The sequence below is a fragment of the Sinomonas terricola genome (genome assembly GCF_034931225.1).
Lineage (GTDB): Bacteria > Actinomycetota > Actinomycetes > Actinomycetales > Micrococcaceae > Sinomonas > Sinomonas terricola.
This window is the reverse complement of sequence record NZ_JAYGGQ010000017.1, coordinates 15,006-33,851: the sequence shown is the minus strand read 5'-3', so window position 1 is coordinate 33,851 and position 18,846 is coordinate 15,006. Positions and strand designations below refer to the sequence as shown.

The window sequence follows — 18,846 nt, the reverse complement described above, 5'->3', positions numbered from 1 at the left end:
ATGACCGCTCCATTCCTGAAGCTGACCGACGTCTGCAAGTCCTTCGGCTCCACCCAGGTTCTCAAGGACATCTCCCTCGAGGTCAAGCCCGGCGAGGTCCTGTGCCTGCTCGGCGACAACGGCGCCGGCAAGTCCACCCTCATCAAGGTCCTCTCCGGCTTCCACGAGCCCACCAGCGGCACCATGGAGGTCGAGGGCGAGCCGGTGAAGTTCAAGAGCCCCCGCGACGCCAGCGACCGCGGCATCGCCACGGTGCACCAGTTCGGCGGCACCTTCCCCCTGATGAGCATCGGCCGCTCCTTCTTCGTCGGCGCCGAGCCAAAGAAGGGATGGGGGCCGTTCAAGCGCTTCGACAACAAGTTCGCCGGCGAGATCGCCGTCCGGGAGATGCGCAGCCTTGGCATCACCCGCATCACCGACGGCAACCGCCTCGTCGGCGGCCTCTCCGGCGGCGAGCGGCAGGCCCTCGCGATCGGGCGCGCCGTGCACTTCGGCGCCAAGCTGCTGATCCTCGACGAGCCCACGGCTGCCCTGGGCGTCAAGGAGGCCACCCACGTGCTGCGCATCATTATGCAGGCACGCCAACAGGGCCTCGCCGTCATCCTCGTCACCCACAACGTCACCCACGCGATGAAGGTCGGGGACCACTTCGCCGTCCTCATCCACGGAGCCCTCGCCGCCGACTTCCGCAAGGGCGAGCGCACCCGGGAGGAGATCACCGACCTCATGGCCGGCGGCGAGGCCATGGCCGAGCTCGAAGCCGAGATAGCAGCCTACGAGACCGCCCACGAGGGCCACGCCCCCGAAGCCGGAGACCTCGAGAGGATGCTCAACGAGAAGTGAGACGGCCCGTCCCCGGAGCGGGGCCGGCTAGCAGCCGCGCCCGGCTCCTAGGCCGCCGCCAGATGACGAGTCGTGCCGGCAGGGCAGCCATGACCCCAGTCGAGGAGTCCTGGACCAACCCAAGGACACCGGCCTCGGAACCAGATGCCGGGTGACCCGTGGGCACCATCCAAGGAAAGGAAGGCCGCATGCCCGTTCTCGACCAGAACCTGCTCGCCAGCCCCGCGAAGCTTCACCTGCTGGCCCTCCTCCTGGAGGGGATGGACACTGTCGGCGACCTCGCATTGACGCTGGACATCTCCCCGTCCAGCGTCTACCAGCACCTCGCCTGGCTCCACGGCCGGGGCCTTGTCACCAGCTCCGTCCAAGGCCGGAGGAAGACATTCGCCCTCGCCCCCGCAGTCGACGAGAGAGCCCTGCGGCACGCGCTGCTCAACGCAGCCCTGAAAGGCACCGCGATTCGCAGCGGCGAGGCCCATCTAGACCACCTCCGCGAATGGGCCTCGACTCCCAAGGCCTCCTGAGCGAATCTGACTGCGCCCTCCGGTATTCGATCGGAGGGGCGCATACAACTGCGACCAGGGAGATCGCCGAGGAAGGAGAATCGTGGATCCGACACCGGCCGAAGCGACCAAGAGACCTCTTTTATACACGCCGGAAGCACTCATCCGCGCCGCGTCCACGGTCCACCGCACCGCGGCTGCGGACCTCGAGCATGCTCTTGCGCTCGGAAACCAGGACGAGGCCATCCCGGTGCTGCTCAGTGGCGCCTCCCTCTTGGCCCGGGCCGAGTTCGAAGACGGCCCAGAAGGCCTGAGCCTCGCCATCCTGGACCGGGCAGAGCAAATCCTGCACGACACTCTCCGGCTTCCCCGAGGCCGCACCGGACCCATTGGACCTCGGCATCCGCCACCGCCCCACGTGGCGGCCGGATGCAGCCTGCCTCGAGCTCGGCGATCGCTAGCCATGCTAGTCAAGCAACAACAGGTTTGAGGTAAGTGAACGTAGGCGTCCACATGGGCGATGAGCTCGTGCATCTAATGCAACTTCCGGCCGTATAGGTGATGGATGCAGTAGGTTGCCACGCCCCAGACCAGGAATTCTGTGAGCTCGGGGACCAGGATGTCCGGGTACTTCGGGTTCTCGGCGTGCAGGACGACGCCGCGCGCGGTGAGCCAGAGGCGCTTGACGGTCAGCTCGCCGTCGAGGACGGCCACGACAACGTCACCGTGGCGTGGGACGAGGGAGCGATCGACGAGGAGCTCATCGCCGTCGCTGACGCCGGCCTGCTCCATAGAGTCCCCCACGACGCGGACGATGAAGGTCGCGGCCTTGTCTTTCACCAGCTGCTCGGTGAGGTCGATCGGTCCGTCGTAGTAGTCCTGGGCGGGACTCGGGAACCCGGCCGGAACAGGCTGCGGGGCGACCGGCAGGAGCATCGGCTCCGCGTCGACCCGCAAGGAGTTCAGCACGAAGGCCACGGCCTGCACCTCCACTGAGTCGAATATTTATCTGAGCGATGCAACTATCACTCATACACCTGTTCCAATGGTAGATCCGGCGGCCGACAAGGGATGCCGGCGGATGTCCCCAACTGTCCGCGTTCGAGGGGCACGGGCTCCTTGGCCGACTGAGACAATGGGTGGGTGCTGGTGACTGTGACGATCAGGGACGGCTCCGACGCGACAGACCGCGTCGACGCCGAGGCCCCCACCTACGAACAAGCCCTCTCCGCGGCCCGGGAGAAGGTCCCCGAGGGCTGGAACATGATCGCCATCCGCACCGATCGCGACTAGCTGCTGAGGGTGCCGGGCGGACTGCACGGCACCACCTGGGCACTTGCCCTTCCCTGTCCTCCGCGCCCCGACGCTGCGCACGGGCTGGTCTGACCTGAGAGTCAGCGACCCTGAGCCCGGTCGCGCGAGCTCCGGCGAGGGTGCTGATTCGTGCCCGTGCTGTGCGGTACATTCGTGACAGAGCCCCTGCCGTCGAGACACCCCCCAAGTCTCCGGCAGGGGCTTTTTCGAGCCCTCAGGCGAGCATCCCCGCATCCCTGCCCCACAAGTCCTCGGGCCGATGTCCGATTCGGCCCAGTCCCGCGACCTTGGGCTGGCAGGAGGGGGATCTTGCCGAGCCTCCTCCACCTCGATAATCTATAGATGTCAGATCGAGTATTAATCAGGAGGGTGGCATGCCCGCCGTATCCCGCACCCCCAAAGAGGCTGTCGACGACGTCGGAGCCATCGACCGGCTCCGAGCCGCAGCCGACGCAGACCTCGAAGCCCACAGGGCCTCCCACAAGGCCGCACACGATGCCCCCGGCACACCCGAGACCGAGGCCCGGCGCTTCGCGCCGTCCGCGGTCGCCCACCGGCTCGACGCGATCGAGAACGAACAGCGGCGCATCCGACGGCAGCTCAAAAACGCAGCCCGCACTCCAGGCAAGGCCCCGGCACTCGAGGCCCGTGAACGCGAGCTTGCCACACAAGCCGAGCGCTGGGCCGCGGTCCGCCGCGAGCAGATCGCCCAGGGAATCGCCGCCGACCGCTCCGGCATCAGCAAGGGAGACCAAGTCCGGTGGCACGGCCAATGGCTCCCCGTCCTCAGGGCGAACGCCCGCAGCGTCATCGTCTCCTCGCCGTGGGGAAACGAAGCCGTCCCCCACCACGAGCTCACCGGCCACAGCCCATCCAACCGTGACGCCGGTGTCCCGAACCGTCCCTCCGGAGGACCTTTGGGGGCAGAAGCCACGAACAGGAGTCGGAGATGAAGAAGATCACCCACCGCGAGCCACTCGCCACCCCCCATCCCGCATTCACCGCCGGCCCCCTCGATATCGGACACCGGTCAATGCCGCCCAACCGCAGGCTCATGGCCTTCATGGTCGACTGCAGCGCCCGCGAATGCGCAGCACAGGTCGCCGAGGCACAGAGCACGGAGGCGGCAGGAAAGCTGGCCCGCGCATTCCGGACATGGCCCGCCGAGGCGATCGCGGCGCTACTCGACGACGGGCACCAGGACTGGGCACGAGCCTTCTTCCCCGCGTTCGTCCGATACCTCCACCAAGCCGAACGCAGGGTCGCCCTCGAGGCCATCAGCGCCGAGGCCGCCCTGGCGGCCATCACCGAGCCGGTGCGAAAGCTCACCGGCCCATCGTGGGACGAGGTCCGCTACGCACTCGCGGCCGAGATCGGGCTGGTCAAGGCGGCCGCAGCCGTCTGAGAACCCCACCCGTGGCCAGCCACCCGGACGAGAGGACAGCAGCATGAAAACCCAGATCGAGACCAAGACCGCCAGAGAGGCAGTCATGCGATGAGCGCGGTCACGTGGTCGATCGCGTTCTTCGCCCCGGCGCTGATCGCCGGCGCTGTCATCCTGTCGCTTCGGCTCCGCCGCCGGGGCGAGGACATCTACATGCGCATCGCGGGCTTCGACGACGCACAACTTGCCAGCCTCGGCTCCGACGAGCTCTCCCGGATCGACGACGAGCTGCACGACTGCGCGAGGCAGAGCGATCCTGCCGCAGCCACGGCGATCAGATCCGCCCGCCAGCGCATCCGCAGCGCGCTCGAGCGGCGGGAGCCATGACCAGCCGTCGCAGCGGCCATGACCCCCGCGACGTCGCCCTCACGGACGACCCGGCCGTTCCTGAAGCCGAGCTTCCGGGCCAGACCAGCATTTTCGACTGCCTGGGCGACCGGGCCATAAGGGAGCTCGGGCAGCACCTTCGTGCCCGCCGTGCCGGGCGCCTTGCCATGGGGGAGGAGCGGCCGTGACCCCGGCTCTGACCGAGCGGACCGCAGAGCACAGGCCCGCAACCAGGACGCGCTCGTTCCGTCACGACGATCTGGTCGCCGTGGACCTCTTCAGCGGCTTCGGAGGCCTCACCCGCGGCATCGAGATGGCTGGATTCACGACGATCATGGCCGCCAACCACAACGCGTACAAGGTCGAAGTGCACGAGGCAAACCACCCGAACGCGGAGCACTGGATCGCGGACCTGGTCGATCCGGAGTCCTCTGACTACCACTCCGCCAGGGACCTGCCCGCCGCCGACTTGCTCGTCGCGGGGGTCTCGTGCACCAATCACTCGCAGGCCAACACGAAGCGGGCCTATGAGCATGCCGTGTCCCTGTTCGACATGCTGGACCCGGAGTACGAAGAGCGGGTCACGCGCTCCGAGCGGGACCGCGCGACCGCGAACTGCGTGCTGCACTACGCGGCGCAGCACCATCCGCGCATGATCCTGGTCGAATGCACCACCGAGCTGCAGTCCTGGGGCCGGCTCGTGCCCGGCAGCCGCAAAGTCGGCGACGGCTCTACGTACCGCTGGTGGCTGAAGCAGTTCGAGATCCTGGGCTACAGGCACAGGGTCCTGTTCCTCAACAGCCGATTCTTCGACGTCGACCAGTCGAGGGATCGGGCGTACTGGGTCTTCTGGGACAAGGCGATTCCCGCCCCTGACCTGGACCACCGCCCCGAGACCTGGTGCCAGCGCTGCGACACCGTCGTGCAGGCCGCACAGTCGTGGAAGACCGGGATCCCCGTCACCGGCTCTGTCCGGTACGGCAAGCAGTACGTCTACCGCTGCCCTGGCTGCCGGGACGAGGTCGTCCCGCCTTCCGGGTACTCCCTCAGGTCCCTGGACCTCAGCGACCTGGGCACCCGCATCGGCGATCGCGAGCGGCCGCTGGCGGCCTCCACCATGGCCCGGGCCGAGCGGTGCCGGCAGCGCTTCGCCGAGTTCCCCGCCGTCCTGATGCCGGCAAAGGCCACCAGGGGATCGGAGCGGCACCCGTGGCAGCCGCTGCCCACACAGACCAGCCAGCAGGAGGCCGCACTGCTGTCCACCGGCGCCGTCATGCAGATGGCCAACGGCTACGAGCGCCCCGGGTCGCACTGCCGGGCCCGGGACCTGTCCCAGCCGCTGTGGACTCAGCCCGCGAGCCCGTCGACAGCGGTACTCACCCCTCCCGTGGCGCTGGCGGTGGCCAACTTCCAGGGCGCGCCCCGGGGCGGGGACGAGCCGCTCCCGACCCAGGGCGGTTCGGAGACCCTGGGAATGCTCTCGGCCAGAGTCCTGCCCAACCGTACCAACGGCACCAGCAGGGGCCTGGGCGAGCCCATGGAGACCCTGGTGGGCAGTGCAGGCTCCGGAGGGCTCGGCCTGCTCTCGAGCGGTGTCGTTCCCTTCCGCCGGCACACCGTCCCGACCACGCACGCCGAGGCCATGCCGACCGTCACCTCGGAGCAGATCCCGGGGCTTCTGACCCAGACGCTGGCCGTCGGCTGGCTCAAGCAGAACGGATCCAGCGCGGCCGACACCGCAGCGCACCCCCTGGACGACCCGATGGGCACCCTCACCTCTCGGGACACCACGGCGCTCTTGGCGGCAGGGTGGCTCGAGGCTCTGGCGACAGTCTCCCTGGAGGACTGCTACTTCCGCATGATGAAGAGCCGCGAGGTGGGGCGTGGCTGCGGATTCGACGTCGACTTCGGTCAGCACCAGGGCACCTTCAAGGTCTGGGGCAGCGCCCGGGATCAGGTCGACGGCTTTGGCAACGCCGTCTCCCCGCAGGTCGGGACGTGGATTGGGCTCCGCCTCCGGGCGGTATTGCATGGGATGGCGCCATGAGCCGGGACGAGACCCCCACCCTGCACGCGATGGGCTGGAGCGACGGCGGGGAGCTGAGGTCCGTGTACCCGCCGCGCATCGAGCAGCTCGCCGGAGAGGAGGCCGGACAATGACCGTCGACCCACGGCCCGTCTTGTCGGTTCTCGTGATGCGCGCGGTGAGCGTGACTCGACTGGAGGACCACTTCAGCACCGCTGCAGAGGCCCTGGAGGATCGCACCGCCGGACTTCGCGCCTCTCGGACGCCATTCACGCGTGAGGCCAACACGGTCACATTCACAGATCAGGCTGGTGCCCTGGTCACGCTCATCTTCGAGGAGGGCTTGGACGGATGATCAAACCAGCCAGCCGGACAGGGGCGCTGCAACAAGGCTGGAGGTACGCCGCGTGAGCGATCTGCCCTTCTATATCGACGATCCGCTCGTGGACTTGAACGCGCACCGGCTCAGTCTGCACACCGACGAGGAAGAATCGGTCCGGCGGGGATACCGTGCAACATTCGGCACCTGCTCATGTGGCGAATGGACCACTCCGACCTGGGACGACCACGCTGTGTTCGGCTCCTACGACGATCACATGAACGAAGTGCAGGCCACCGTGCATCGCAGAGCGGACGAGGGCTCATGACCGACGAGGCTCCCCCTGGGAAAGGGGTATTGGTCCACCGGCTTTCGCGGCATAAACTATATATGTCAGATCGAGTAATCTATCGGAGGGCCGGAGATGGCACAGGCCGCGTTGGGGTCGCATTCCATCGGCGCAATGGCATTGGATCCCGGAGGAGACCCAAGGGGGCACCAATGCCACGCCCCGGCGCGCCGACTCTGGACATCCCCGGTCTGGATGTCAGGAAATGGTCGAATGGGACACATGGCAGGAGTTGATCTCGTCGCCCTGGCCGACGGCATCGCGGCACGGGCGCATCAGGGGCAGGTGGACAAGGCAGGCGCTCCGTACATCGAGCATCCCCGCCGGGTCACCCGCAGGCTCCTCGAGCTGTGGCCGCATGCGCCGGCGGAAGCCCAGGCTGCTGCCCTGCTCCACGACGTCGTGGAGGACACCCCGGTCACCATCGCGCAGCTGCGCTCCGCGGGGTTCCCCGATGCGGTGCTCACCGCCGTCGACGCGGTCACGAAGCGCGCAGGGGAGAGCACCGAGGAGTATTTCGCCAGGATCCGCTCGGACGCGCTCGCCCCCTGGGTGAAGGCGGCCGATCTCGCAGACAACACCGATCCCGTCAGGCTTGGACGTCTCCCCGAGGAGACCAGGGCCCGGCTGGAAGCGAAGTACGCCAAGGCCCGCCGGCTCCTCGAAAATCTTGTGCCGGGCGATCGCTGAGGGCGGGCGCCGCTGCGACCGCACGCCGTCGGGCACACGGAGCCTGACCGCGGCCGACTTGGTGCGCACGGCGTCGGACCTGCCCGAGGTCGAGTGGCTCGGCAGGGGCGATGCGGAGATCGCCCAGGTGTGGAGCGAGCATCCGCCGGCCGTCGCGGCCGAGGCGATCGGGGTGCTCCGCGACGTCGGGAGGAGGGAGCCGGAGATCACGAAGTCGCTGACGGCGCTCGAGGAGAAGGGCCGGCGGCTCCACGGTCTGGAGTTCCGGCTCAAGTCCCCGGGTTCCCTCGCCCGGAAGATTCGGGCCCGGAGCAGGATGCTCGCCGGCAGCAGCGACAGCGGGCTGCACGGGATATCGGCCCGGCTCAGCGACGTTGCCCGGTACACGGTCATCGCCGGCCAGGGTGACGTCGCCGAGACGGCCCGGGACATCCAGGCGTCCCTGTCGGCCTCGGGGGCGAAGCTGGCCGAGGCAGACCACTCGTTCGTCGAGGGATCGACGTACAAGGGCCTGCACATGGTCTACGAGTCCGACGGGCTCCGGTTCGAGGTGCAGGTCCACACGGAGACGTCGCAGTCGGTCAAGGACCGCCTGCACGTCCTCTACGAAGAGGCGCGGCGGCTGCCGCCCCAGGATCCGCGGAGGGAGGTCCTCGAGCGCAAGATGCGCACGATGAGCGATACGGTGGGCATCCCCGACGGGATCAGCGCGCTGCACGAGCTCGGGGGAGTCCCGGTGGAGAGGAAGGTGAAGTGATGGAGAAGGTCGCATTCGAGCGGATCGAGGACGACCAGGGCAAGCTCAGCTGGGTCGCAGCCCGGCAGAAGAGCGCACCCTGGCACGTCTTCGTCTGGGTCCCCAACACGCGCCGGTGGCACCGCATGCGCGAGCTCGAGGCGGGCCCCGCCTACGTGGAGGGCGTCCGCATGGTCGGAATCGGCCGCGAAGAGGCCGAGGCCCTCATCGCCGACCGGCCCAAGCTCGACAGCCGCAGCTGGTCCTGGCTCCTGGATGAGTTCGCCGCCCAGCCCCGCGGCGAGATCCGCCTCTCCGCCCAGCTCGGCGTGCGCGAGGCCCGGCCCCTCACTGGCCTGAGCGTCGACGATCTCCCAGAAGACGGCTCGTGGGTCGAGGTCGCGGCGTTCGCGTCTGACGCGGACGCCCCGGCACGTTCCCTCGCCTCGGACCTGCGGACCGGGAAGAGGGCAGGATTCCCGGCGGGCAGCACCCAAGCTCTGGTGCAGCCCGCGGACGAGCGCATTGTCGTCAGCGCCTCACGTATGTCCGCAACTGCCTAGCCTCACAATGCGGAGAGGCCAGTGGAGTCGTTGACCCCCTCACTGCAATCATTGCCGGGAGCGTGCGAAATTCGGAACAGCAGTCGCGGTACGATTCGCGAGCGGGCGCAATAAGAGCTCAGCTAGATCCTGCAACCGGGGGTATCGCGAATGGGCGACGAACATGCGACTGCCATGTCCGAGCTGCTTCGCGTCGGTGCAACAGTCACCGGCCTAGCCGGGCAGGAGCCGGTGAAGATCCTCGCCGTCGACCGGCTCACGGAGGATTCGGCCAGCGTCGCCTTCAGAACCGAGGCAGGCATTGTCGAGAAGATCGTCTTCGCCGACGCCATGGGCGAGATCCGCGGAGTCCAGCCAGGCCTTCCCTTCAGCTTCCAGGCTGACCCCAACGCGTTCCTCCTGGCCGCCGAGTCAAGGCGGATGAGGCTCGCCTACCTCTTCGACCATCTCGCAGCACTCGGCACAAGCGATGTCCAGCCCCTGCCCCACCAGCTCCGAGCGGTGTACGGAATCATGCTGGGCAAGCAGCCGCTCCGCTACGTGCTTGCCGACGACCCAGGCGCCGGCAAGACGGTTATGGCTGGCCTCCTGGTCAAAGAGCTGCTCCTCAGAGGAGCGGCGATGAACGTCATGGTTGTCTCCCCGGGGGTCCTCGTCGACCAATGGGACGACGAGATGCGCGAGAAGTTCAGCCTCGAGTTCGAGGTCCTCACCCGCGACAAGGTGCTCCACGAAGGCAACCCGTTCGCCCGAGGCGGGCTCTGGCTCGCCCGCCTGGACGTGCTCGCCCGCAACAGCGAAGGCATCCTCGACAAGGCATGCGAGGTCGACTGGGACCTCGTCATCTTCGACGAGGCGCACAAGATGTCTGCCTCGGTCTGGGGAACCGAGGTCAAGAAGACCAAGCGCTACCAGATGGCCGAGGAGATCGGGAAGCACGCGCGCAACCTCCTGCTCATGACGGCGACCCCGCACTCCGGCAAGGAGCAGCAGTTCCAGCTCTTCATGGCCCTGCTCGACTCGGACCGGTTCGAGGGAGTCGCCCGCGAAGGCACCCGGAAGGTCGACGTCTCCGACCTCATGCGACGCCTCGTCAAAGAGGAGCTCCTCACGTTCGAGGGCACGCGCCTCTTCCCAGAGCGGTTCGCGTTCACGGTCCAATACGACCTGACTCCGGAGGAGCAGAGCCTGTACGCCGACGTGACGAGCTACGTGCGCGACGAGATGAACCGAGCCGACGCGATCAAGGGCGACAACCGTCGGCGCACGGCGGTCGGATTCGCCCTCACCACCCTGCAGCGCCGCCTGGCGTCGTCGCCCGCGGCCATCCACCGCTCGCTCGAACGTCGCCGGCGAAAGCTGGAATCCGAGCTCCAAGACGCACGCATCCGCTCCTCTAGGATCAGCGACGACCTCGACGTTCCCGACTGGGACGACCTCGACGACCTCACCGACGAAGAGCGCGAGGCGCTGGAAGACCGCGCAGTGGCCGGGGTGACCACCGCGCGCACCCCGGAGGAGCTTGAGGCCGAGATCGCGGTCCTGGACCGGCTCCTGGTCAAGTCAGCCTCCGTGCGGTTCTCGCCGACGTACGCGAAATGGAACGCCCTGCGGGACACCCTCGACGACAACGAAGAGATGCGCGATGACACCGGCGCCCGCCGCAAGGTCATCATCTTCACCGAGCACAAAGACACCCTCGACGACCTCGTCGCCCGCCTCACCCAGCACTTGGGGCGAGACGACGCCGTCATCACCATCCACGGCGGCACCAAACGCGAAGACCGCAAGAAGGCGAAGGAGACCTTCGAACAGAACGAACGCTGCGTGTTCCTCATCGCCACCGACGCCGCAGGCGAGGGCGTGAACCTGCACAAGAACGCGCACCTGCTGATCAACTACGACCTCCCATGGAACCCCAACCGAATTGAGCAGCGCTTCGGACGGGTGCACCGCATCGGCCAGCCCAACACCTGCTTCATGTGGTCGCTCGTCGCGAAGGACACCCGCGAAGGCGACGTCTACACCCGCCTCCTAGAAAAGCTCGAGGAGCAGCGCGCGACCCTCGGAGGACGGGTCTACGACGTCCTCGGCCAGCTCTTCCAAGGCAACGCACTCCGCGACCTCATGATCGCGGCGATCAAGGAATCGAAGGCGCCAGAGCGCCAGCGCTACCTCACCGAGATCGTCGACCCCAAGATCTCCGACGGAATCCCCGATCTGCTGCGAGCGAACCAGCTCGTCCCATCCCACATGGAACAAACCGAAGTAGACGACATCCGGCGCGAGATGGAGCGGGCAGAGGCAGCCCGCCTCCAGCCCCACCATGTCGAGGCTTTCTTCCACAGGGCGTTCGCCGAAATCGGCGGATCACTGCGCATGCGTGAGAGCCACCGCTTTGAGATCAAACGCGTCCCGGGGGAGATCAAGGAACGCGACCGCGTCACCGGATACGGCCAGCCGGTCGTGGACACTTACCATCGCGTGACGTTCGACCCTGCCTACACCAAGGTCGCCGGCAACGATCACCTCGCGACGCTCCTCCACCCAGGGCATCCGCTCATGGCGGCCACGATGAGCCTCATCTCAGACCGCTACCACGATGCCCTGCGCCGCGGGGCGATCCTCGTCGACCGCTCCGACGTCGCGACTCTCCCGTACGTGGTGAGCCTGCTCGAACACGACGTCACCGACGGCAGAACCGGCCGGGACGGACAGCCACAGGTCATCTCGCGGCGCGCCCAATACGTCCGCGTCGATCCCGACGGCGCGATCACCCCGCTAGAGGGCTCACCTATCCCGAACTTCGAACCTCCGAGGGAGGACGAGCTCGCGCGCGCTGTGACCGTCCTCGCCGAGCCATGGGCCCGAGCGTCCGATCTCGAAGAGCGCGTCATCAGGCAGGCCTCAGTCACCATCGCCCGTAAGCACGCGTTGGAGATCACCGAACGGACGCGAGAGCGCGTCGACAAGACCGAACGGCTGGTGCGCGAACGCCTCACGCGCGAAATCAACTACTGGGACCAACGGGCCTTCGAGCTCGCCGAGCAGGAACGCTCAGGCAAGAAGACCAGGCTCCCGGCCTCGCAGATGCGGGACCGCGCCGAGGCTCTGGCCCGACGACTCGATCGCCGCCTCAAGGAACTCGAGAAGGAACGCGACATCGCGGTCCGCCCGCCACGCGTCACCGGCGCCTGCCTCGTCGTCACTCAAGGATGGCTTGACGCCCAGGAAGACCCCTCCGGCGCCGAAGCCCGCGCCAAGGAAACAGCCCGGGTTGAACGTCTGGCCGTTGACGCGGTGCTCCGCGTCGAAGAAGCCCTCTGCCACCGTCCTACCGAGATGCACCATAACAACCCCGGCTTCGACATCGAATCCGACACCGAACAGGGCATCGACTTCATCGAGGTCAAGGGCCGGGTAGCGGGTGGGAAGACTTTCGTGCTGACGCGACAAGAGGCAGTAACCGCACTCAACAAGGGACTTCGCTCAGTCCTGGCGTTAGTCCAGGTCTCCGCAGATGACGGGACTACTGTGCGTTACCTACGCCACCCGATCACCCAGCCGATTGACCCTCGAGCAGCCCGCGTCGAGTACGACTGGGAACCCTTCTGGACCGATGCAACAGAGATGAGCCAAGAGTGAGCGAGACGACCCGACGCAGGAAGCTGATCGAGGTTGCCCTGCCCCTCGACGAGATCAATGCCGCCTGCAAGGCGGACAAAGACCGAAAAACCGGGACGATTCGCAACCTCCACAAGTGGTTCGCTCCCATGCCGCTGCCGGCATGGCGCGCACTGCTCTTCGCATCGCTCATCGATGACCCCGAAGACGACAACCTTCGCGTGGGCCTTCTTGATCTCATCAAACGGCTCGTCGCCAACGGAGCCGACCTCCCAGACGACGAGACGCTCGTCGAGGCGCGGGATCGCCTCGAAAAGCAGTTCCCAGACGGTCTCCCGCCCGTTCTTGACCCGTTCTGCGGCGGGGGATCGACGCTCATAGAATCGCAACGCCTCGGTCTGCCAACCTACGGCTCCGACCTCAACCCGGTCCCTGTTCTCATCTCACGGACATTGACCGAGACACTTCCGCCTCTAGCTGCTCGTCCTGCTCTGCACAAGGGCCAGGAACCTGAGAGCGGCCTATTCTCACTCGGACCTTCTGGCCGCTTCTCCGGCTTGGTCAACGACGTGATGCACTATGCAGAACTCGTCCGAGCGCAGGCACTGGATGTCCTCGAGCCCTACTACGAGACGCTCGCGGGAGAATCCCCGATCGCGTGGCTCTGGGCCCGAACTGCGGCTTGCCCAAACCCCACCTGCGGAGTAGTCACCCCGCTCCTGACCACGTACTGGCTATCAAAGAAGTCGGGCGACAGGGCATGGCTTGTCGCCGAGCCTGACGGCCAAGGCATCGTCCTCCGAGTCGTGAGCGGAAGGGCCGACGGCGCGCCAGCGGAATCCCTCAAGATCGGCGACGGCGTCTTCGCATGTGCTCGGTGCGACGCCACGCTCGACGGCCCGTACCTGCGGGCCGAGGGGAAGGCAGGGCGGCTCGGCCTCCGCATGATCTGCGTCGTGGCCAATGTCGGCAAGAAGCGGATCTATAGATCCCCCACGGACGAAGAGTCGTCGGTTCTGCAACGGATTCCGACGGACGCGGAGGAATTTGATGTTCCGATCAACATCGACGGGCAGAGCATTCGCGTCGGGCTGTATGGAATGACTTCATGGGGAAGCCTTATGAACTCGCGTCAGCGTCTCACTCTTGCCACGTTTGCCGATTTGGTCGCTGCGAACCGTGAACGGATCATCTCGGACGGGGGTGACGAGACATGGGCGACCGCGATCACCACTCTCCTAGGGCTCGCCGTGGGGAAGATGGCCCAGTTCTCATCCTCGATGGCCATTTGGAGGAACCAGCCCCAGGCTAAGACTGAGGCCGCTCTCTCTACCCACAACCTTCCAATGACTTGGGATTTTCCTGAAGTGAACGTCTTCGGGACGTCCGTAGGAGACTGGCGCGGCCTAGTGAAAACCGCACTTCGCGCGCTCCCCTTTGTGTCCGATGCCCCCACAGCCTCGGCGACTGTCATTCAAGGTGATGCTCGGTCCGCGACACTTCCGAGCCCCGGGCTCGTGGCTACTGATCCGCCGTACTTCGACGCCATCGGGTATGCGGACATCTCCGACTTCTTCTACGTCTGGCATCGAAGGGCTCTGAGAACAGTCCACCCAGACCTCTACGGCACCATAGCCACACCCAAAAATGGCGAGCTAACGGCGGTCGCGTCAAGACACGGCAATAACAAGAGGGAAGCCCAGCGGTACTTTATCGAGGGATTCACAGAGACCTTCAGGAATCTGAAGGGACAATTGCTGCCAGAACTACCCATGCTTGTTGTCTATGCCTCGAAAGAGCAGAAGGCAGGCAAGGGCGAGGAAACCAGATGGTCAGCAATACTATCCGCGATGATCGCGGCCGATCTAGAAATCACCGGTTCATGGCCAATTCGGGGCACAACAGAAGCGAGAATGGTCTCCGCAGGTACAAATGCGGTGTCTTCCTACATCGTCATGGTCTGCCGTCCGCGGTCGCAGAGTGCCCAGACCTGCAGCCTGGCCGACTTCAATCGCTCATTGCGCAGGGAGTTGGGATCGGCAGTCCGCGACCTCCAGGCTGCATCCATCCTCCCCGTTGACCTTGCCCAAGCTGCGATGGGCCCCGGCATGCAGATCTTTTCCCGGTACCGAGCCGTGCTGGATCAAAGCGGCGCAAGGGTTCAGGTCGATCAAGCTCTCCGTGCGATCAATAGCGCATTGGGGGAGGTCCTGGATGAGCAGGAGGGCGATCTCGATTCCGAGTCGAGGTTCGCTGTCAGATGGTGGGCGACACATGGGTGGGCTCCGGGCGCGTTCGGCGAAGCCGACAAAGCTGTGCGGCCACTCGGGATCAGCGTCGACGACGTGGTCCGGGCTCAAGTTGCTACCAGCCACGCGAACAAGGTGCAGTTGTTGGGGAGAAGTGGGCTTGACCGCGATTGGATCCCCTCCAACGACATCAGCCCGACGGCATGGGAGGCGGTTCATCACCTGGCTGACCGGCTGATCGATGGCAGGGGAGAACTTGAAGCTGCGCGGCTAATGGGCGAACTCGGACCGCTTCAAGACCCAGCAATGGAACTCACCTACCGTCTGCACGACATCGCAGCCAAGAGCTCGCGGACAAGCGATCAAGAACGTTACAACGCATTGATTAGTGCTTGGAGCGAGCTCATCAAGCTCGGCTCCACTGCGGCAACCACTGTGGCGGGGAGGATCTTCTGATGGCAGGCCTGACAAACAAGGAACGCCTGGGGCGAGTTCTCGACTTGGTCGCCGAAGGGCTCGGACCATGGATGATTGCGCAGCTTCAAGCCAAGTACGGCGAGGAATGGCCCTCGGTCGTCGGCCGGACGGCAGGCCTCACCGGCCGAGATTCAACCCCGAACCCTTCAGACCCGGCATATCTGTTCTGGGTATTCGACAAACAGTGGCACGTGGTCTTCAAGGACCAACTTTCGTTCGAGGACAAGCGAGTGGTGTCTGCGCTGTGGGATGCGCGGAAGGAATGGGCACACGGCGAGCGAATCTCATCGGAGCGAACCGAGAGAGTGCTCATGGACGGAGAGCACATCCTGCGCTCCATTGGTGCTGTAAAGCAAGCCGACCAGGCCGACGAGATGCGGCGCGAATTCCGCCGCCTCATGTTCGAAGAAGATCAGAAGCGTCTCCAGAGGGCCCAGGAAAAGGCACTCTCGGTGCAAGTTGATTCAACAGGTCTGCCGGCTTGGCGCGACGTGGTAGAGCCTCACGACGACGTCGCGCGAGGCACCTTTGAACTCGCCCAGTTCGCCGCAGACCTTCGTCAGGTGCATCAAGGTGTTGCCGGTCCGGAATACGGAGATCCTGTCGAATTCTTCGGCCGAACCTATCTAACTCGAGGGCTCCGCTATCTCCTGGAACAGGCAATTAGGCGCCTGAGCGGGGTCGGTGGCGAACCTGTGATCGATCTGATGACCACCTTCGGCGGCGGCAAGACCCATTCGCTCCTTGCGGTCTACCATGCCGCGGCCGGCGTTCGCGCAGAGCAACTTCCCGGGATCCGAGAAATGCTTGACGAGCTCGACCTCGCGGAGCTTCCGGAGAAGGTCAACCGCGCAGTCCTCGTCGGCAACGATCTCTCAGTTTTGGGGTCGCAGAAGCAAGACGGCACCACCGTCAACACGATGTGGGGCGAGCTCGCCTACCAGCTTGGCGGCCGCGCCGGATACGAGATCTTGGCCAGATATGACCGCGAGTCTGTCCCCCCGACGACGACCGATCTCGCTGCACTCTTCGCGGCCTGCGGACCGTGCGTCGTGCTCGTGGACGAGTGGGTGGCGTACCTCCGGCAGCTATGGTCCTTGGAGAAGGCCACCCCAGCAGGCACCTTCGACGCCCATATGACCTTCGTCCAGTCCCTCACCGAGGCGGTCAAGTCGGTTCCTACGGCATTGCTCGTCGTCTCACTCCCCGCATCGGATGTCGTCCGCGACATGCCGGGCGAGACGCCTATCGAGAACGAGCACGAGATCGGCGGAACAGCAGGCCTCGAGGCCCTACGCCATCTTCGCTCGGTGATCCACCGGCTGGAATCGCCATGGCAGCCCGCAACAATCGAAGAGTCCTTCGAAATCGTCCGCCGGCGGATCTTCAAGCCGTTCGGCCGTGAGCAGGACGCCGCCCGCGATCTGGTTGTCCATAAGTTCATTGACCACTACTCGAGGCACGCCTCCGACCTGCCTAGCGAAGTTATGCAACCCGGCTACCGCGCCTCGATGCGAACGGCCTACCCCATCCATCCGGAGCTTTTTGACCGCCTGTACAAGGACTGGTCGACTCTCGAACGGTTCCAGCGGACCAGAGGCGTACTGAGGCTCATGGCCACCGTCGTCTACGCACTTTGGATCAGCGGCGACCGCTCACCCATGATCCTCCCGGCATCAGTGCCCCTCGACAGTGCCAAGGTGTTCGACGAGTTGGCCAACCACCTGGATGACTCGTGGAAGCCGATCGTTGATGCCGACATCGCCGGCGAGGCTTCGACCGCGAATCTCGTTGACAGCGAAATCAAGATCCTCGGGAAGTCGATGGCGACCAAGCGTGCCGCCCGCTGCGTGTTCCTCGGCACGGCCCCGATGGCGAACCTGCGCCAACGCGATGGGAGCGCCGCAACGATTCGAGGCCTCGAGCAGAAACGGGTTGTCCTCGGCTCCACCTACCCTGGCGACAACCCGGCCCACGTCTCGGACGGTCTGCGCCGCCTCGGCGACCTTGGCAAGTACATGAACCGCGACCAAGATCGCTACTGGCTCTCCCTCCAGCAGACGGTCTCCCAGATCGTCCAAGAACGCGCTGACGCGTATCACGACGACCAAGTTTTCGACGAGCTCGCGGCAGCAGTTCGACTAGAGACGGACAAGGGACTGTTTGAAAGAGTCCACCGATTCCCCCACGACAGCATCGACGTCGAAGACGACCCTGGCATCGCCCTGGTCGTCTTCGGCCCCGACCGGCCGTTCTCCAAACGGGCGAAGTCGGTGGCCGAAGACGCCGCAGTCGAGTTCATCCAGAAGAGAGGCACCAACGCCCGGATCCATAAGAACAGCCTCATCTTCCTCGCTCCCGAAGTGGACCGAGTCGATGTCCTCCTCAACGCCGTCCGGCAGCGCATGGCGTGGGAGTACATCCTCACCAACCGAGACTCCCTCAACCTCGACCAGCACAACATCAAAGTTGCCGAATCGCGGGTAGCCCAAGCGAAGCAGACAGTCGCTGATGCTATCCGGGAGGCGTACCGCTGGATCCTCGTGCCGACGCAAGAGCCAGGCCAGTCGGAGATCGAGATCGAACCTGTCCTCATGAACGGTGACGGCACCCTCGCCGAACGCGCCACGAAGAAGGCTGATGCCGGCGAATTCGTCGTCAGATCGTTCTCCCCGTCGCTGCTGCGGATTCAGATCAACCGGCTCAACCTGTGGAAAGACAAACCGTATGTTCCGGTCGAACTGGTCGCCGGATATTTCTCCCAGTACGTCTACATGCCAAAAGTCGTCCAGCCAAAGGTCGTAATCGATGCTGTCCGGCGGCTTGACCAGGTCTCGGCGATCGAGATCGATGGCTTTGCCTACGCAGATGCGTACGAGGATGGGCGGTTCGTCGGTCTGACGGTTACAGCGCCGCCCGCCGTGCGCAGGGACGGGCTCCTCGTCGACCCCAGAACCGCGCTCGGGCAGATCGCAAACGACACCAGGCCGCCCAAGGAACAACAAACAGGGAACACCGTAGCAGGGGGATCCACCGCAACTGGAGAGGGAACAGACGCCTCAAGATCGGACCGGACAGATCGGGGCACAACGGCCGTCACGGTGCCCACGCGGTTCCACGCCACGAAGGAAGTGACCGTCAACCGAGTCGTCCGTGATGTTGGGCAGATCTACGAAGAGATCATGTCCCACTTCGTCACAAGCGGCGCATCAGTTCGGATCTCGATCGACATCGAGTCCGATCAATTGAACAAGCTCTCCGACGACCAACGAACAACGATTCGAGAGAACCTCAGGACCCTTGGATTCGGGGCCGAGGACTGGTCAATGGACTGATCGCCCGATCGAAATGCCCACACGCCGAGGTATGCTCGCAGTCGCTC

The 18,846-nt window shown here is 65.4% G+C and carries 18 protein-coding genes; 16 read left to right on the top strand and 2 right to left on the bottom strand.

Annotation, left to right across the window (positions count from 1 at the left end):
* Entirely contained in the window at positions 1-843 is an 843-nt protein-coding gene (locus tag SPF06_RS18700; RefSeq protein ID WP_323280656.1) for an ATP-binding cassette domain-containing protein, read from the top strand.
* A gap of 188 nt (positions 844-1,031) precedes the next feature.
* Positions 1,032-1,367, top strand: a complete 336-nt coding sequence (locus SPF06_RS18695) for a helix-turn-helix domain-containing protein (RefSeq protein ID WP_323280655.1) — start codon at positions 1,032-1,034, stop codon at positions 1,365-1,367.
* Between the two features lie 121 nt (positions 1,368-1,488).
* Here the strand turns inward: SPF06_RS18695 and SPF06_RS18690 are convergent, their stop codons facing one another.
* Both SPF06_RS18690 and SPF06_RS18685 read right to left on the bottom strand, forming a co-directional pair.
* Positions 1,489-1,698: a hypothetical protein gene (locus tag SPF06_RS18690; RefSeq protein ID WP_323280654.1), complete on the bottom strand. Its 210-nt coding sequence runs from the start codon at positions 1,696-1,698 to the stop codon at positions 1,489-1,491.
* 182 nt (positions 1,699-1,880) lie between these two features.
* Positions 1,881-2,282 (bottom strand): LexA family protein, encoded by a 402-nt coding sequence (locus SPF06_RS18685; protein WP_323280723.1) that lies wholly within the window; start codon positions 2,280-2,282, stop codon positions 1,881-1,883.
* A gap of 207 nt (positions 2,283-2,489) precedes the next feature.
* Between SPF06_RS18685 and SPF06_RS18680 the strand changes: the two genes are divergently transcribed.
* The 14 genes from SPF06_RS18680 to SPF06_RS18615 all read left to right on the top strand — a co-directional run bounded on the left by SPF06_RS18680 (position 2,490) and on the right by SPF06_RS18615 (position 18,799).
* Positions 2,490-2,639 (top strand): hypothetical protein, encoded by a 150-nt coding sequence (locus SPF06_RS18680; RefSeq protein WP_323280653.1) that lies wholly within the window; start codon positions 2,490-2,492, stop codon positions 2,637-2,639.
* Positions 2,640-3,034: 395 nt separating this feature from the next.
* Positions 3,035-3,613, top strand: a complete 579-nt coding sequence (locus SPF06_RS18675) for a hypothetical protein (RefSeq protein WP_323280652.1) — start codon at positions 3,035-3,037, stop codon at positions 3,611-3,613.
* Entirely contained in the window at positions 3,610-4,065 is a 456-nt protein-coding gene (locus tag SPF06_RS18670) for a hypothetical protein (protein ID WP_323280651.1), read from the top strand. The genes SPF06_RS18675 and SPF06_RS18670 overlap by 4 nt, the downstream gene beginning before the upstream one ends.
* 90 nt (positions 4,066-4,155) lie before the next feature.
* Positions 4,156-4,431 (top strand): hypothetical protein, encoded by a 276-nt coding sequence (locus tag SPF06_RS18665; protein ID WP_323280650.1) that lies wholly within the window; start codon positions 4,156-4,158, stop codon positions 4,429-4,431.
* The gene (locus SPF06_RS18660) at positions 4,428-4,619 is read left to right on the top strand and encodes a hypothetical protein (RefSeq protein WP_323280649.1); all 192 of its coding nucleotides are present in this window, start codon (positions 4,428-4,430) and stop codon (positions 4,617-4,619) included. The genes SPF06_RS18665 and SPF06_RS18660 overlap by 4 nt, the downstream gene beginning before the upstream one ends.
* Entirely contained in the window at positions 4,616-6,478 is a 1,863-nt protein-coding gene (locus SPF06_RS18655) for a DNA cytosine methyltransferase (protein ID WP_323280648.1), read from the top strand. The genes SPF06_RS18660 and SPF06_RS18655 overlap by 4 nt, the downstream gene beginning before the upstream one ends.
* A 109-nt stretch (positions 6,479-6,587) precedes the next feature.
* Positions 6,588-6,812 carry a hypothetical protein gene (locus SPF06_RS18650; RefSeq protein ID WP_323280647.1) on the top strand — a complete coding sequence of 75 codons (225 nt, stop codon included), beginning with the start codon at positions 6,588-6,590 and terminating at the stop codon, positions 6,810-6,812.
* Positions 6,813-6,864: 52 nt separating this feature from the next.
* A complete protein-coding gene (locus SPF06_RS18645; protein ID WP_323280646.1) occupies positions 6,865-7,104 on the top strand; it encodes a hypothetical protein in 240 nt (79 codons plus the stop codon).
* 243 nt (positions 7,105-7,347) lie between these two features.
* The gene (locus SPF06_RS18640) at positions 7,348-7,815 is read left to right on the top strand and encodes an HD domain-containing protein (protein WP_323280645.1); all 468 of its coding nucleotides are present in this window, start codon (positions 7,348-7,350) and stop codon (positions 7,813-7,815) included.
* Positions 7,796-8,572: a hypothetical protein gene (locus tag SPF06_RS18635; protein WP_323280644.1), complete on the top strand. Its 777-nt coding sequence runs from the start codon at positions 7,796-7,798 to the stop codon at positions 8,570-8,572. The genes SPF06_RS18640 and SPF06_RS18635 overlap by 20 nt, the downstream gene beginning before the upstream one ends.
* Positions 8,572-9,114 (top strand): hypothetical protein, encoded by a 543-nt coding sequence (locus SPF06_RS18630; RefSeq protein ID WP_323280643.1) that lies wholly within the window; start codon positions 8,572-8,574, stop codon positions 9,112-9,114. Before SPF06_RS18635 ends, SPF06_RS18630 begins: the two co-directional genes overlap by 1 nt.
* Positions 9,115-9,288: 174 nt before the next feature.
* A complete protein-coding gene (locus SPF06_RS18625) occupies positions 9,289-12,759 on the top strand; it encodes a helicase-related protein (RefSeq protein WP_323280642.1) in 3,471 nt (1,156 codons plus the stop codon).
* Positions 12,756-15,443: a DUF1156 domain-containing protein gene (locus SPF06_RS18620; protein ID WP_323280641.1), complete on the top strand. Its 2,688-nt coding sequence runs from the start codon at positions 12,756-12,758 to the stop codon at positions 15,441-15,443. The genes SPF06_RS18625 and SPF06_RS18620 overlap by 4 nt, the downstream gene beginning before the upstream one ends.
* Entirely contained in the window at positions 15,443-18,799 is a 3,357-nt protein-coding gene (locus SPF06_RS18615; protein WP_323280640.1) for a DUF499 family protein, read from the top strand. Before SPF06_RS18620 ends, SPF06_RS18615 begins: the two co-directional genes overlap by 1 nt.
* The last annotated feature ends 47 nt before the right edge of the window (positions 18,800-18,846 follow it).

What these genes read in the sequence shown, in the direction of transcription:
- SPF06_RS18700 (WP_323280656.1), top strand. Translation starts at nt 1, where the DNA reads ATGACCGCTCCATTCCTGAAGCTGACCGACGTCTGCAAGTCCTTCGGC.
- SPF06_RS18695 (WP_323280655.1), top strand. Translation starts at nt 1,032, where the DNA reads ATGCCCGTTCTCGACCAGAACCTGCTCGCCAGCCCCGCGAAGCTTCAC.
- SPF06_RS18685 (WP_323280723.1), bottom strand. Translation starts at nt 2,282, where the DNA reads ATGCTCCTGCCGGTCGCCCCGCAGCCTGTTCCGGCCGGGTTCCCGAGT.
- SPF06_RS18675 (WP_323280652.1), top strand. Translation starts at nt 3,035, where the DNA reads ATGCCCGCCGTATCCCGCACCCCCAAAGAGGCTGTCGACGACGTCGGA.
- SPF06_RS18670 (WP_323280651.1), top strand. Translation starts at nt 3,610, where the DNA reads ATGAAGAAGATCACCCACCGCGAGCCACTCGCCACCCCCCATCCCGCA.
- SPF06_RS18665 (WP_323280650.1), top strand. Translation starts at nt 4,156, where the DNA reads ATGAGCGCGGTCACGTGGTCGATCGCGTTCTTCGCCCCGGCGCTGATC.
- SPF06_RS18660 (WP_323280649.1), top strand. Translation starts at nt 4,428, where the DNA reads ATGACCAGCCGTCGCAGCGGCCATGACCCCCGCGACGTCGCCCTCACG.
- SPF06_RS18650 (WP_323280647.1), top strand. Translation starts at nt 6,588, where the DNA reads ATGACCGTCGACCCACGGCCCGTCTTGTCGGTTCTCGTGATGCGCGCG.
- SPF06_RS18640 (WP_323280645.1), top strand. Translation starts at nt 7,348, where the DNA reads ATGGCAGGAGTTGATCTCGTCGCCCTGGCCGACGGCATCGCGGCACGG.
- SPF06_RS18630 (WP_323280643.1), top strand. Translation starts at nt 8,572, where the DNA reads ATGGAGAAGGTCGCATTCGAGCGGATCGAGGACGACCAGGGCAAGCTC.
- SPF06_RS18625 (WP_323280642.1), top strand. Translation starts at nt 9,289, where the DNA reads ATGTCCGAGCTGCTTCGCGTCGGTGCAACAGTCACCGGCCTAGCCGGG.
- SPF06_RS18615 (WP_323280640.1), top strand. Translation starts at nt 15,443, where the DNA reads ATGGCAGGCCTGACAAACAAGGAACGCCTGGGGCGAGTTCTCGACTTG.